Genomic DNA, 12668 nt, shown 5'->3' with positions numbered 1-12668 from the left:
GCGCTACGATGGGAGCACATGACAACGCACGACGAGCACGACCACGAGCCCGCGGACACGACGACGACGTCCACCGAGAACACCGACCGGGACGATGTCGTCGCGCGCGTCCTCGGTCGAGCGGAGAACCGCTCGGCCGGCTACGCCCTCTTCCGCGGGTCCGGCGCGCAGGCGCTCTCCGCGAACCCCGACACCGAGCAGGGCTCGGACGGCGACCAGAGCGAGCGCGCCGACCGGCAGGCGCTCCGCCGCGTCCCGGGCCTCTCCACCGAGCTCGAGGACGTCACCGAGGTCGAGTACCGGCAGCTGCGCCTCGAGAACGTCGTGCTCATCGGCGTGTACTCGCAGGGCTCCGTCGACGATGCCGAGAACAGCATGCGGGAGCTCGCGGCCCTCGCCGAGACCGCGGGCGCGGTCGTGCTCGACGGCCTCCTGCAGCGCCGTCCCACCCCGGATCCCAGCACCTACTTCGGCCGCGGCAAGGCCGAGGAGCTGCGGGCTCTCGTGGCCGCCGTCGGCGCCGACACCGTCATCGCCGACACCGAGCTCGCCCCCAGCCAGCGGCGCGCGCTCGAGGACGTGGTGAAGGTCAAGGTCATCGACCGCACGGCCGTGATCCTCGACATCTTCAGCCAGCACGCCAAGAGCCGCGAGGGCAAGGCCCAGGTCGAGCTCGCCCAGCTGCAGTACCTCCTGCCGCGCCTGCGCGGCTGGGGCGACTCGATGTCGCGCCAGGCCGGTGGACAGGTCGGCGGTGCGGGCGCGGGGATGGGATCCCGCGGACCGGGTGAGACGAAGATCGAGCTCGACCGCCGGCGCATCAACACGCGCATGGCGCGCCTCCGCAAGCAGATCGCCGCGATGAAGCCGGCACGCGACACCAAGCGCGCCAACCGCGACCGGCACTCGGTGCCCTCGGTCGCGATCGTCGGGTACACGAACGCCGGCAAGTCGTCGCTCCTCAACCGGGTGACGAAGGCGGGCGTCCTCGTCGAGAACGCGCTCTTCGCGACGCTCGACGCGACGGTCCGGAAGACGGAGACCGACCAGGGGCAGCTCTACACGCTGGCCGACACGGTCGGCTTCGTGCGCAACCTGCCGCACCAGCTGGTCGAGGCCTTCCGCTCGACGCTCGAGGAGCTCGCCGACTCGGACGTGCTCGTGCACGTCGTCGACGCCTCGCACCCGGATCCCGCGGCCCAGCTCGCGACCGTGCACGAGGTCATCGCCGAGGTGGATGCCGCGTCCATCCCCGAGATCGTCGTCTTCAACAAGAGCGACCTCGCCTCGGACGGTGACCGCGTGGTGCTCCGCGGCCTCGCGCCGCAGGGCGTGTTCGTCTCGGCCCGCACGGGCGAGGGCGTCGAGGAGCTGCGTCGCCGCATCGCGGAGCTGCTGCCCCAGCCGACCATCGAGGTCGACCTCCTGGTGCCGTTCGAGCACGGCGAGGTCGTCGCGATGCTGCACGACGGCGCCAAGGTCCTCGAGACCTCGTACGTCGAGGAGGGCACGCGCGTGCGCGCGCTCGTGACGGCGGAGCAGCAGGCGCAGGTCCAGGCGTACTCGGTGGTCCCCGCGGTCTGATCCGCGACGCACCAGCCACCACGGACCCCCTCACGCACGAGAGCGGCCGACCCCCTCGGGGACCGGCCGCTCTCCTGCGTCGTGCGGGGATCAGACCGAGCGCATGACCGCCACGACCTTGCCGACGACCTCCGCGAAGTCGCCGAGGATGGGCTCGAACGCGCTGTTGCGGGGCAGCAGCCACGTGTGGCCGTCGCGCTGGCGGAACACCTTGACGGTGGCCTCGTCGTCGAGCATGGCCGCGACGATGTCGCCGTTCTCCGCGGTCTTCTGCTGGCGGACGACCACCCAGTCGCCGTCGCAGATGGCCGCGTCGATCATGGAGTCGCCGACGACGCGGAGCATGAAGAGGTCGCCCTTGCCGACGAGCTGGCGGGGGAGGGGGAAGACCTCCTCGACCATCTGCTCCGCGGTGATGGGGATGCCGGCGGCGATGCGGCCGACCATGGGCACCATGGCGGCGTCTCCCACCGGGGTCGACGGCTCGCCGCTCTCCGCGGCGCCGGAGCCCGGCAGGTCGATGAGGACCTCGAGGGCGCGCGGCCGGTTCGGGTCGCGGCGGAGGTAGCCGGAGAGCTCGAGCTGGTTGAGCTGGTGCGTGACGCTGGAGAGCGACGCGAGGCCGACGGCGTCGCCGATCTCGCGCATGCTCGGCGGGTAGCCCTGGCCGGCGATGGTGCGCTGGATGAACTCCAGGATCGAGATCTGCTTGTCGCTGAGGCTCTTGCGGCGCCGCGTCGCGCCGCCTCCCGCCGCTCGCTCGTCCGTCATGCCACGGCCCGCCTCTCGTCGCCGACGCCTCCGCGGCACGGTCGGCCCGGCGGGCCGACGCCCTCGCGGGGGCGATGTCGGTGGTGCCGGGTGGAATGGACACCAGGCACTCGAAACTGTATCCAGTCGGGGCACCTCGTACAAACACCTGTTCGAGCGTGTCGCGTCGCTGGGCGCCGGATCGAGGCGATGGGGGCTTGCGGAGTGCGGGTTTCGAATGTATGTTCGGAACACAGCTCCGCACCCGGCTCTCCCGGCCGAGAGCCGGGTGCGAGCTGCCCGACCCGCATCGCATGCCGTACCGCACTGCACCGCTGAGCGCGTCGCATCGACGCCCCACCGTCTCGCACGAGAGGTCACCATGAACACCGCAGCCATCACCCCCGCCGGCCCGTCCGTCGCACCCGTCGCGGAGGCCGCCGTCGCGCCCCGCACGCGCCTGCGCATCACGCGGCGCGGCCGCGTCGTCCTCACCGCGCTCGTCGCGGCCCCGCTGGCGCTCGGCGCCGGGCTCGTCGCCCTCAACGGCGGCGCGGCCGTCGCGTCGAAGGACGCGTCGGGCACCACGTTCGAGTACGTCACCGTGTCGAGCGGCCAGTCCTTGTGGGACCTCGCGGAGGAGATCGCCCCGTCGGCCGACCCGCGCGACGTCATCGCGTCGGTCGTCGACCTCAACCGGCTCCCCTCGTCGGACGTCGCGGCCGGCCAGCAGCTCGCCGTCCCCGCCGAGTACGCGCACTGATCCCGTCCGCTCGCGGTCGCGCAGCGGATGGGCACGGCGCCCGTCGTCGTTCCCGGTGGCGGCCGGGGACGACGACGGTCCGACCTGGCGCGATCGGTAGCATGGAACCCATGAGCACCCTCGCGCGCACCGCGCACGTCACGCGGCAGACCAGCGAGTCCAGCATCGACCTCCAGCTCGACCTCGACGGCACCGGCGCCTCCGAGATCAGCACCTCGGTGCCGTTCTACGACCACATGCTCACCGCCTTCGCGAAGCACTCGCTCACTGACCTGAAGGTCACCGCCACGGGCGACACGCACATCGACGTGCACCACACCGTGGAGGACGTCGGCATCGTCCTCGGCCAGGCCATCCGCGAGGCGCTCGGCGACAAGTCCGGCATCGCCCGCTTCGGCGATGCGCTCGTGCCGCTCGACGAGGCGCTGGTGCAGTCGGTCGTCGACATCTCCGGCCGCCCGTTCCTCGTCCACTCGGGGGAGCCGGCCGGCTTCGAGATGCACCTCATCGGCGGCCACTTCACCGGATCCATGGTCCGCCACGTCTTCGAGGCCATCACCTTCCACGCGGGCCTCACCGTGCACGTCACCGTCCTCGGCGGTCGCGATCCGCACCACATCGCCGAGGCGGAGTTCAAGTCGTTCGCCCGCGCCTTCCGTCAGGCCAAGGAGCTCGACCCGCGCGTCTCCGGCATCCCGTCCACGAAGGGCGCGCTGTGACGCGGCCCTCCGTCGTCGTCCTCGACTACGGCAGCGGCAACGTCCACTCCGCCGTCAAGGCGCTCGAGCTGGCCGGTGCGGACGTCGAGCTGACGGGCGATCCGAAGCGCGCGCACGAGGCCGACGGCCTGCTCGTCCCCGGCGTCGGGGCGTTCTCGGCCGTCATGACCGCGCTGCGGGCGGCCGGTGGTGACCGCGTCGTCGACCGCCGCCTCGCCGGGGGCCGTCCGGTGCTCGGCATCTGCGTCGGGATGCAGGTCATGTTCGACCGGGGCGTCGAGCGCGACGTCGACGTCGCGGGCCTGGGGGAGTGGCCCGGCACGGTCGACCGCATCCAGTCGGACGTGCTCCCGCACATGGGCTGGAACACGGTCGAGGTCCCCGAGGGGTCCGCTCTGTTCGCGGGCCTGGAGGACGAGCGCTTCTACTTCGTGCACTCGTACGCCGCACGCACCTGGGGCATCGACCCGCTCCCGCCGCTGCCGGCGCCCCACGTCACGTGGGCCACGCACGGCGAGCGGTTCGTCGCCGCCGTCGAGAACGGCCCGCTCACCGCCACGCAGTTCCACCCCGAGAAGTCGGGGGCCGCCGGGATCCGGCTGCTCGCGAACTGGCTCGGCACCCTCCGCGCCGCCTGACGCCCCCACCTGCATCCGCCGTCGCCGACGGCCCCGCCCGCACGCCCGATCGATGGAAGGCCCCCATGAGCGAGTTCACCAGCACGCCCCGTCTGACCCTCCTGCCCGCCGTCGACGTGGCGGGCGGCCAGGCCGTCCGCCTCACGCAGGGCGCGGCGGGCACCGAGACCGGCTACGGCGACCCCGTCGACGCGGCCCGGGACTGGGCCGAGCAGGGTGCGGAGTGGCTGCACCTCGTCGACCTCGACGCCGCGTTCGGCCGCGGGGACAACCTCTCCGTCATCTCCCGGGTGATCCGCGCCATCGACGGCGTGCAGATCGAGCTGTCCGGCGGCATCCGCGACGACCGGTCGCTCGACGTCGCCCTCGAGAGCGGCGCGACGCGCATCAACCTCGGCACCGCGGCGCTGGAGAACCCCGAGTGGGCCGCCAGCGTGATCGCCCAGCACGGCGAGGCGGTGGCGGTCGGGCTCGACGTCCGCGGGCGCACGCTCTCCGCGCGCGGCTGGACGCAGGACGGGGGCGACATCTGGGAGGTGCTCGAGCGCCTCGAGGACGCGGGATGCGCGCGATACGTGGTCACCGACGTCACCAAGGACGGCACGCTCCAGGGCCCGAACCTCCAGCTGCTGCGGGACGTGCTGGAGCGCACCGAGCGCCCGGTGGTCGCATCCGGCGGCGTCTCGAGCCTCGACGACATCGCCGCGCTCCGCGAGCTCGTGCCGCTCGGCCTCGAGGGCGCCATCGTCGGCAAGGCCCTCTACGCCGGGGCCTTCACGCTGGGCGAGGCACTCGACGTCGCCGGGGATCGATGACGGGATCCACTCCGAACGCGGACTCGGCCGGGACCCCCTGGGCGGGCCGTTCGTTCGAGCCGACGCCGTTCCCGGATGACGACGGCTCCGCGCCGCCGGCGGTCGCGGAGGCGCTCGCGCGGCACCGTCGCGGCGAGGTCGGCCAGGGTGTCGTCGTCGACGCGCTCCGCGACGCGCGCCTGCTGATCCCGCTGGTCGCGCGCCTCGGCGAGGAGGGCGAGGGTGCGCACGGCCTGAAGGCCGACAAGAGCGCCGAGCTGTCGATCATCACGGTCGCCGGCCCTGATGGCCGCACCGTCATGCCCGTCTTCACGTCGGTCACCGCGATGGGCAGGTGGAACGCGAAGGCGCGTCCCGTCCCCGCCGACGCCGTCCGCGTGGCGCTCGCGGCGGCGAGCGAGGAGACCGACCTCGTGGTCGTCGACCCGGGTTCCGACACCGAGTTCGTGCTGCGGCGGCCGGCGGTGTGGGCGGTCGCGCGGTCGCTGCCGTGGATCCCGAGCCCGGAGGATCCCGAGGTCGCCGCGGCGCTGGAGGCGAGCGTCGTCGCGGAGCCCGCGGTCGTCAGCCTGAGCACCGCGCCGGGGGATCCGCGCGCGCGCCTCGAGGGGCCGGAGCTGGTGATCGCGCTCGAGCTCGTCGACGGCCTCGACCGCCCGGCGCTCGACGCGCTGCTCGCGCGGCTGCAGGGGGAGTGGGCCAGGAGCGCGGTGCTCGCCGACCGGGTCGACAGCATGGGCCTGCGGATCACCTCGGCCGGCTGAGGCGCGGGTCGCGCCCCTCCGTCGCGGAGGCTGCGCGCGACCCGTCCGGGCCGTCGCCTAGGAGACGGGCCCGGTGTACTTCTCGCCCGGGCCCTTGCCCACGGCGTCGGGGTACGGCGAGGCCTCGCGGAAGGCGAGCTGCAGGGAGCGCAGGCCGTCGCGGAGGCTGCGCGCGTGCTGGTCGCCCAGCTCCGGGGAGGCGGCGGTGACGAGACCCGCGAGCGAGATGATCAGCTTCCGCGCCTCGGCGAGGTCGGTCTGCGTGGCGGGGTCGTCGGCGAGCCCGCACTTCACGGCCGCGGCGCTCATGAGGTGGACGGCCGTGGTGGTGATGACCTCGACGGCGGAGACCTCCGCGATGTCGCGCGCGTACTGGTCGGCGACGAAGTCGGCGGTGTCGCCGTCGGCGACGCCCGCGGCGGACGGTGCGGCGCCGTCGCCGGTCGTGGAGGCGGGCTCCTCGAAGCGGTGGACGTGCGCGTCGGGCGCGGTCGTCGCGGGGTCGGGGGTCGGGTCGGTCATGTCTGTCCTCCTGCTCGGGGCGGCCGGGTGGTGCCGGACGGCCGCGGACCCGGTCGGCGCCCGCCCTTCCGGGGCGGGGTCGGCGTCTGCTATGCTGATCGACGGCTCCGGGGCTGTCACAGTCCCGGTTCGAAAGAGGATTGATCTCCCACCCGCGCTTGACCGCCTCCATAGGTTACCGGGTCGATTTCGCTCCCCCGTCCGAGCGGCTCCCCTCACCGGGACCGCACGACGGGAGCCCCGCGTCAGCGGGGAACGGGCGTGTTGCCGAGTACGACGGATCCGTCGCACCCTGGTGAAGAACTCTCCTCGTCTCGAATCCGAGCGGCACATCGCCGCCGTGCCACCCGAAGACACGAATAGGAGCAGTCCATCAGCGATCCCCGTACCAACGATCGAATCCGAGTTCCCGAGGTTCGCCTCGTTGGCCCAGCAGGCGAGCAGGTCGGCGTCGTATCCATCGACGTCGCACTCCGGCTCGCGCAGGAAGCCGACCTCGACCTCGTTGAGGTCGCGCCCAATTCCAAGCCCCCCGTGGCGAAGATCATGGACTACGGCAAGTTCAAGTACGAGGCCGCGCAGAAGGCCAAGGAAGCGCGTCGCAACCAGGCGAACACCATCCTCAAGGAGGTGCGCTTCCGCCTGAAGATCGACAAGCACGACTACGAGACCAAGCGCAAGCGCGCCGAGGGCTTCCTGCAGGACGGCGACAAGGTCAAGGCCATGATCCTGTTCCGCGGGCGCGAGCAGTCACGTCCGGACCAGGGCGTGCGACTGCTCAAGATGTTCGCGGAGGACGTCGCCGAGTTCGGCAGCGTCGAGTCCACCCCCACGATCGACGGCCGCAACATGGTCATGGTCATCGGACCGCACAAGAACAAGTCCGAGGCCAAGGCCGAGGCCAACGCGAAGCGCGACGCCACCAAGGCGAGCGCACGAGAAGCGAGAGAAGAGAACAATGCCTAAGCAGAAGACCCACTCGGGTGCCAAGAAGCGTTTCAAGGTCACCGGCAGCGGCAAGATCATGAAGCAGCAGGCGGGCATGCGGCACAACCTCGAGGTCAAGTCCTCCGGGCGCAAGGCGCGACTCAACCAGGACCAGCCGCTCGCCAAGGCCGACATGAAGGTCGCCAAGAAGCTCCTCGGCCGCTAGGCCCCTCGTCGTCCGCGACACCTGAACTCGAATAGGAATCACTGAAATGGCAAGAGTCAAGAGGGCCGTCAACGCCCACAAGAAGCGTCGGGTCATCCTCGAGCGCGCCGCCGGATACCGCGGGCAGCGCTCGCGCCTGTACCGCAAGGCCAAGGAGCAGGTCACCCACTCCCTCGTCTACGCGTACCGCGACCGCCGCGCCAAGAAGGGCGAGTTCCGCCGCCTCTGGATCCAGCGCATCAACGCCGCCGCGCGTGCGAACGGCCTCACGTACAACCGCCTCATCCAGGGCCTCTCGCTCGCCGGCGTCCAGGTCGACCGCCGCATCCTCGCGGAGCTCGCGGTCCACGAGCCCGCCACCTTCGCGTCGCTCGTGCAGACGGCCAAGGCCGCCCTGCCCGCGAACACCTCGGCCCCCAAGGTCGCGGCGAACGCGTAGCGCATCCCGCACCACCGCCGACGGCGCGTCCCCATCCGGGGGCGCGCCGTTAGTGTTGGGCCATGCTCGACAACCCACGCTCCCCACGTGTCCGTGGCGTCGCCAAGCTCGCGAAGCGGGATGCGCGCGCCGACACGGGCCTGTTCCTCCTCGAGGGGCCGCAGGCCGTGTCGGAGGCGCTCGCGTTCCGTCCGGACCTCGTGCTGGAGCTCTTCGCGACCCCCACGGCCCTCGACCGCTACCCGGACCTGGCACGCGCCGTCCGCGAGGCGGACGTCGAGGTGGAGTTCGTCACCGAGGACGTGATCGCGTCCATGGCCGACACCGTCACCCCGCAGGGCGTGGTGGGCGTGTGCCGGCAGTTCCCGACGTCGCTCAAGCAGATCCTCGGCGACGAGCCGCGCCTCATCGCGGTCCTCGAGGAGGTGCGCGACCCCGGCAACGCGGGCACCATCATCCGCGCGGCCGACGCCGCGGGAGCCGACGCGGTGATCCTCACGGGCCGCTCCGTCGACCTCTACAACCCCAAGGTCGTGCGCGCCACGACGGGCTCGCTCTTCCACCTGCCGGTCGCCATCATGCCCGAGCTCGACGCCGTGCTCGAGCGCGTGAAGGCGGCCGGACTGCAGGTCCTCGCCGCGGACGTGAAGGGGGACGACCTCCTCGCCGAGCGCACGTCGGGCGGCCTCGCCGGGCCCACCGCCTGGCTCTTCGGCAACGAGGCCCGCGGCCTCCAGGACGAGCACCTCGCCCTCGCCGACCGCGCCGTCGTCGTGCCGATCTACGGCCAGGCGGAGTCGATGAACCTCGCGACGGCCGCGTCCGTCTGCCTCTACGAGTCGGCGTTCGCGCAGCGCGCCTGATCCCCGGATCCGCCGACACCTGACGGCCGCTCTGTCGTCGCAGCAGGGCGCCACCCGTCCTGACCGGCCGAAAGACGGCCACGCGTCACGATGGGGTGACGATGCCCCGCGGAAACGCGGACGAAACACCGTGATGGATATGGTGTTCGCATGGAGCAGAGCCCGACGGCGGACCCCGCCTCGCCCGCCGCAGTAGCGGTCGGCGAGCCCCTGGTCGTCGTATCCCACGTCAACAAGCACTTCGGGGACCTGCACGTCCTCAAGGACATCTCGACCACCGTGAACCGCGGCGAGGTCGTCGTCGTCATCGGCCCCAGCGGGTCGGGCAAGTCGACGCTGTGCCGCGCGATCAACCGGCTCGAGACCATCGACGACGGCACCATCACGATCGACGGTCAGGACCTCCCGTCCGAGGGCGCCGAGCTCGCGCGCCTCCGCGCCGACGTCGGCATGGTGTTCCAGTCCTTCAACCTGTTCGCCCACAAGACCGTGCTCGAGAACGTGACCCTCGGCCCCATCAAGGTGCGCAAGCAGGGCAAGGCCGAGGCGGAGAAGCGGGCGATGGAGCTCCTCGACCGCGTCGGCGTCGCCAACCAGGCGCAGAAGATGCCGGCCCAGCTCTCCGGCGGCCAGCAGCAGCGCGTCGCGATCGCCCGCGCGCTGGCCATGGACCCGAAGCTGATCCTCCTCGACGAGCCCACCTCGGCGCTCGACCCCGAGATGATCACCGAGGTCCTGGACGTCATGGTCGGCCTCGCGAAGGACGGCATGACGATGATGGTCGTCACCCACGAGATGGGCTTCGCGCGCAAGGCCGCCGACCGCGTGATCTTCATGGCCGACGGCGCCATCGAGGAGGACACGACCCCGCAGGCGTTCTTCGACGACCCGCAGAGCCCGCGCGCGAAGGACTTCCTCTCCAAGATCCTCGCCCACTGACGCGCGCGGAGGGCACGCGTCCTCCCGCCTCCCGCATCCGGACGCCGCCGAGGCAGGCGCGCCCGGGCGCCGCACCACCGGCACGACCCGCACCAGGAGCGATCCCCCTCGCCTCCGTCATCCACTCACCAGCCAAGGAACGGGAACCATGAAGAACAGGAAACTGACCATCGCCGCGGTCGCCGCGATCGTCGTCGTCGCCCTCACGGGCTGCGGCGCCGCGGGCAGCGCGTCGAACAGCGGCATCGACGCCGGCACGAACGCCCCCGAGAACGGCGACGGGCCCTACAAGCTCGCGCTCGCGGAGAACCCGACGTTCGACGAGGGCACGACGATGGCGCGGCTGGCCGCGGCCGGCGAGATGAAGGTCGGCACCAAGTACGACCAGCCGCTCTTCGGCCTCGCGGGTCTCGACGGCAAGCCCGCCGGCTTCGACGTCGCGATCGCCGCGCTCATCGCCAGCAAGCTGGGCATCCCGTTCGACTCGATCAAGTTCACCGAGACGGTGTCCGCTAACCGCGAGCCCTTCATCCAGAACGGCTCGGTCGACGCGGTCGTCGCGACCTACACGATCAACGACAAGCGCAAGGAGGTCGTGGACTTCGCGGGCCCGTACTACGTCGCCGGACAGGCGCTGATGGTCCTCGCGGACGACACCACGATCAACACGCCCGAGGACGTCCGCGGCAAGCAGGTGTGCTCCGTCGCGGGATCCACCCCCGCCGCGAACATCGAGGCCACGTTCGGCGCGGTCGTCGTGCCGACCGACGTCTACAGCAAGTGCCTCGACCCGCTGCGCAACGGACAGGTCTCCGCCGTCACGACGGACAACGTGATCCTGTCCGGCTTCATCGACCAGAACGAGGGCGAGTTCAAGCTCGTCGGCGACGGCGAGACCTTCACGCAGGAGCCCTACGGCATCGGCATCGCCAAGGGCGACGAGGCGTTCCGCACGTTCATCAACGACACGCTGCAGGAGGCCTACGACGACGGCACCTGGGCGCGCCTGTTCGAGGCGACGGCCGGCACGGTCATCGACACGCCGGAGCCCCCGGCGATCGACCGCTACTAGTCCCACCGGGTCCCGCGTGCGCCGATGCGCGCGCGGGACCCTCCCTCGTCCGGGCACCCGAGCCCGGATCCGACCATCGCCCGGCCGCGCCGGGGGCAGACCATTAGGAGGTGCGCCGTGGATGTGATCCTCGACAATCTCGACGTGTTCCTGCGGGGGTTGGGCGGCACGCTGCGCCTCCTCGGCCTCACCGTGCTGTTCGCCCTCCCGCTCGGGATCGTGATCGCCGCGATGAGGATCTCGCCGCTCGCGAGCCTCCGCGCCACCTCCACGGCCTACGTCGAGCTGCTGAGGAACACCCCGCTGCTGCTCGTCTTCACCTTCTTCAGCGTCGTGATCACGTCGATCTCGGGCGCGCTGCCGTTCATGACGGCGGCGGTGCTCGCGCTCACGCTCTACACGGCGCCGTTCTTCGCCGAGGCGATCCGCTCCGGCATCAACAGCGTGCCCGTCGGCCAGGCCGAGGCCGCGCGCAGCATCGGGCTGACGTTCTCGCAGACGCTCGGGTCGGTGATCCTGCCGCAGGCCGTGCGCACGGTCATCCCGCCGCTGATCAACGTCGTCATCGCGCTCACCAAGAACACGTCGATCGCGGGTGCGTACTTCATCTACGAGCTGTTCAACGTGGGCCGCGACGTCGCGAACGCCAACGGGGACGCGGTCGTCTGGGTGTTCGTGGGCGTCGCGTTCTTCTACCTCATCATCACGGTCCCGCTCGGCCAGCTGGCGGACCACCTCGAGAAGCGAGTGGCGGTCTCCCGATGAGCAGTGTCCTCTACGACGTCCCCGGCCCGAAGGCCCGCCGTCGCTCCCGCATCCTCTCCGTCGTCACGGGCCTCATCGTCGTGGCCGTGCTCGCCTTCGCCGCCGTGAAGCTGCAGCAGGCCGGGCAGTTCAGCCCCGACATCTGGCTCGTGCTCAACGACCCGCTCGTCTGGGGGCTCCTCCTCCGGGGCCTCGTCGTGGTGCTGCAGTCGGCCGCGGTGGCCGCGGTTCTCGCGATCCTCCTCGGCATGGTGCTCGCGCTCCTCCGCATGAGCGAGCACCGGGTCATCCGCTACGCCGTCACCGTCGTGCTCGAGTTCTTCCGCGGCATGCCCGTGCTGCTGATGATGCTGTTCATCTACCTGATCTTCCCCATCGGCCCGTACTGGTCGGTCGTCACCGCGCTCACGCTCTACAACAGCGCGATCATCGGCGAGGCCCTGCGCTCGGGGATCCTCGGCCTGCCGCGCGGGCAGCGCGAGGCGGGGCTGGCGATCGGCCTGCGCCCGCTGCAGAACCGGCTGCTCGTGGAGTTCCCGCAGGCGTTCCGGACGATGCTGCCGATCATCGTCGCCCAGCTGGTGGTGCTCATCAAGGACACCGCGCTCGGCACCATCGTCAGCCTCGTCGGCCTCACCAAGCAGGGCGAGCTGATCCTCGAGGCCACGAGCCGCGCCAACTCGCTGCCGATCTTCGTGGTGATGGTGGGCATGTACCTCGTGCTGAACCTCACGGTGTCGACCATCGCCCGGCGCCTGGCCCGCAAGCGCGGACCGCGCGTGGCGAAGACCGTCGCGGCCGGGACGTCGCAGGGCGCGTAGCCCCTCCCACCGGGGCGGACCACGCCGCCTGCACGGGCCCGTCAGGCACGCCGCGGCCGGC

16 protein-coding genes are annotated in these 12668 nt (G+C 71.5%); 14 read left to right on the top strand and 2 right to left on the bottom strand.

The genetic code is table 11. From position 1 onward, the window contains the following. Nucleotides 1-18 precede the first annotated feature (18 nt). Entirely contained in the window at nt 19-1584 is a 1566-nt protein-coding gene (hflX, locus tag CMN_RS09815; protein WP_015490656.1) for a GTPase HflX, read from the top strand. Nucleotides 1585-1674: 90 nt separating this feature from the next. Here hflX and lexA read toward each other — a convergent pair whose 3' ends face one another. Then, on the bottom strand, nt 1675-2355 hold the full coding sequence (gene lexA, locus CMN_RS09810) for a transcriptional repressor LexA (protein ID WP_012038705.1): 681 nt from the start codon (nt 2353-2355) through the stop codon (nt 1675-1677). Nucleotides 2356-2716: 361 nt separating this feature from the next. Here lexA and CMN_RS09805 point away from each other — a divergent pair, with 361 nt between their 5' ends. From CMN_RS09805 to CMN_RS09785, 5 genes are all read left to right on the top strand, one after another. Further along, entirely contained in the window at nt 2717-3097 is a 381-nt protein-coding gene (locus tag CMN_RS09805) for a LysM peptidoglycan-binding domain-containing protein (RefSeq protein WP_015490655.1), read from the top strand. A 110-nt stretch (nt 3098-3207) separates the two neighbouring features. Further along, a complete protein-coding gene (hisB, locus tag CMN_RS09800) occupies nt 3208-3816 on the top strand; it encodes an imidazoleglycerol-phosphate dehydratase HisB (RefSeq protein WP_015490654.1) in 609 nt (202 codons plus the stop codon). Then, on the top strand, nt 3813-4454 hold the full coding sequence (gene hisH / locus CMN_RS09795; protein ID WP_015490653.1) for an imidazole glycerol phosphate synthase subunit HisH: 642 nt from the start codon (nt 3813-3815) through the stop codon (nt 4452-4454). The genes hisB and hisH overlap by 4 nt, the downstream gene beginning before the upstream one ends. A gap of 65 nt (nt 4455-4519) precedes the next feature. Beyond that, nucleotides 4520-5269, top strand: a complete 750-nt coding sequence (gene priA, locus CMN_RS09790) for a bifunctional 1-(5-phosphoribosyl)-5-((5-phosphoribosylamino)methylideneamino)imidazole-4-carboxamide isomerase/phosphoribosylanthranilate isomerase PriA (protein ID WP_015490652.1) — start codon at nt 4520-4522, stop codon at nt 5267-5269. Beyond that, complete coding sequence (locus CMN_RS09785; RefSeq protein WP_015490651.1) at nt 5266-6033, top strand: SseB family protein; 768 nt, start codon at nt 5266-5268, stop codon at nt 6031-6033. The genes priA and CMN_RS09785 overlap by 4 nt, the downstream gene beginning before the upstream one ends. A gap of 57 nt (nt 6034-6090) precedes the next feature. On the opposite strand, the gene CMN_RS09780 is transcribed toward CMN_RS09785, so the two are convergent. Then, on the bottom strand, nt 6091-6555 hold the full coding sequence (locus CMN_RS09780) for a DUF1844 domain-containing protein (RefSeq protein ID WP_015490650.1): 465 nt from the start codon (nt 6553-6555) through the stop codon (nt 6091-6093). A gap of 372 nt (nt 6556-6927) precedes the next feature. Here CMN_RS09780 and infC point away from each other — a divergent pair, with 372 nt between their 5' ends. The 8 genes from infC (at nt 6928) to CMN_RS09740 (ending at nt 12607) form a co-directional block, all read left to right on the top strand. Continuing rightward, the gene (gene infC / locus CMN_RS09775; RefSeq protein ID WP_015490649.1) at nt 6928-7521 is read left to right on the top strand and encodes a translation initiation factor IF-3; all 594 of its coding nucleotides are present in this window, start codon (nt 6928-6930) and stop codon (nt 7519-7521) included. Further along, nucleotides 7514-7708: a 50S ribosomal protein L35 gene (gene rpmI / locus CMN_RS09770; RefSeq protein ID WP_015490648.1), complete on the top strand. Its 195-nt coding sequence runs from the start codon at nt 7514-7516 to the stop codon at nt 7706-7708. The genes infC and rpmI overlap by 8 nt, the downstream gene beginning before the upstream one ends. Nucleotides 7709-7754: 46 nt before the next feature. Beyond that, nucleotides 7755-8147, top strand: a complete 393-nt coding sequence (rplT, locus tag CMN_RS09765; RefSeq protein WP_012038696.1) for a 50S ribosomal protein L20 — start codon at nt 7755-7757, stop codon at nt 8145-8147. Between the two features lie 62 nt (nt 8148-8209). Beyond that, the gene (locus CMN_RS09760; RefSeq protein ID WP_015490647.1) at nt 8210-9010 is read left to right on the top strand and encodes a TrmH family RNA methyltransferase; all 801 of its coding nucleotides are present in this window, start codon (nt 8210-8212) and stop codon (nt 9008-9010) included. A gap of 150 nt (nt 9011-9160) precedes the next feature. Continuing rightward, on the top strand, nt 9161-9949 hold the full coding sequence (locus tag CMN_RS09755; RefSeq protein WP_015490646.1) for an amino acid ABC transporter ATP-binding protein: 789 nt from the start codon (nt 9161-9163) through the stop codon (nt 9947-9949). Nucleotides 9950-10097: 148 nt separating this feature from the next. Next, a complete protein-coding gene (locus CMN_RS09750) occupies nt 10098-11021 on the top strand; it encodes a glutamate ABC transporter substrate-binding protein (RefSeq protein WP_015490645.1) in 924 nt (307 codons plus the stop codon). 117 nt (nt 11022-11138) lie between these two features. Beyond that, nucleotides 11139-11786 (top strand): amino acid ABC transporter permease, encoded by a 648-nt coding sequence (locus CMN_RS09745; RefSeq protein ID WP_015490644.1) that lies wholly within the window; start codon nt 11139-11141, stop codon nt 11784-11786. Further along, nucleotides 11783-12607, top strand: coding sequence for an amino acid ABC transporter permease (locus CMN_RS09740; RefSeq protein WP_015490643.1), 825 nt, complete (start codon nt 11783-11785; stop codon nt 12605-12607). Before CMN_RS09745 ends, CMN_RS09740 begins: the two co-directional genes overlap by 4 nt. Nucleotides 12608-12668 lie beyond the last annotated feature (61 nt).

It is taken from the genome of Clavibacter nebraskensis NCPPB 2581 (assembly GCF_000355695.1).
Classification (GTDB): domain Bacteria; phylum Actinomycetota; class Actinomycetes; order Actinomycetales; family Microbacteriaceae; genus Clavibacter; species Clavibacter nebraskensis.
This window is presented reverse-complemented; position numbering and strand designations above follow the sequence as displayed.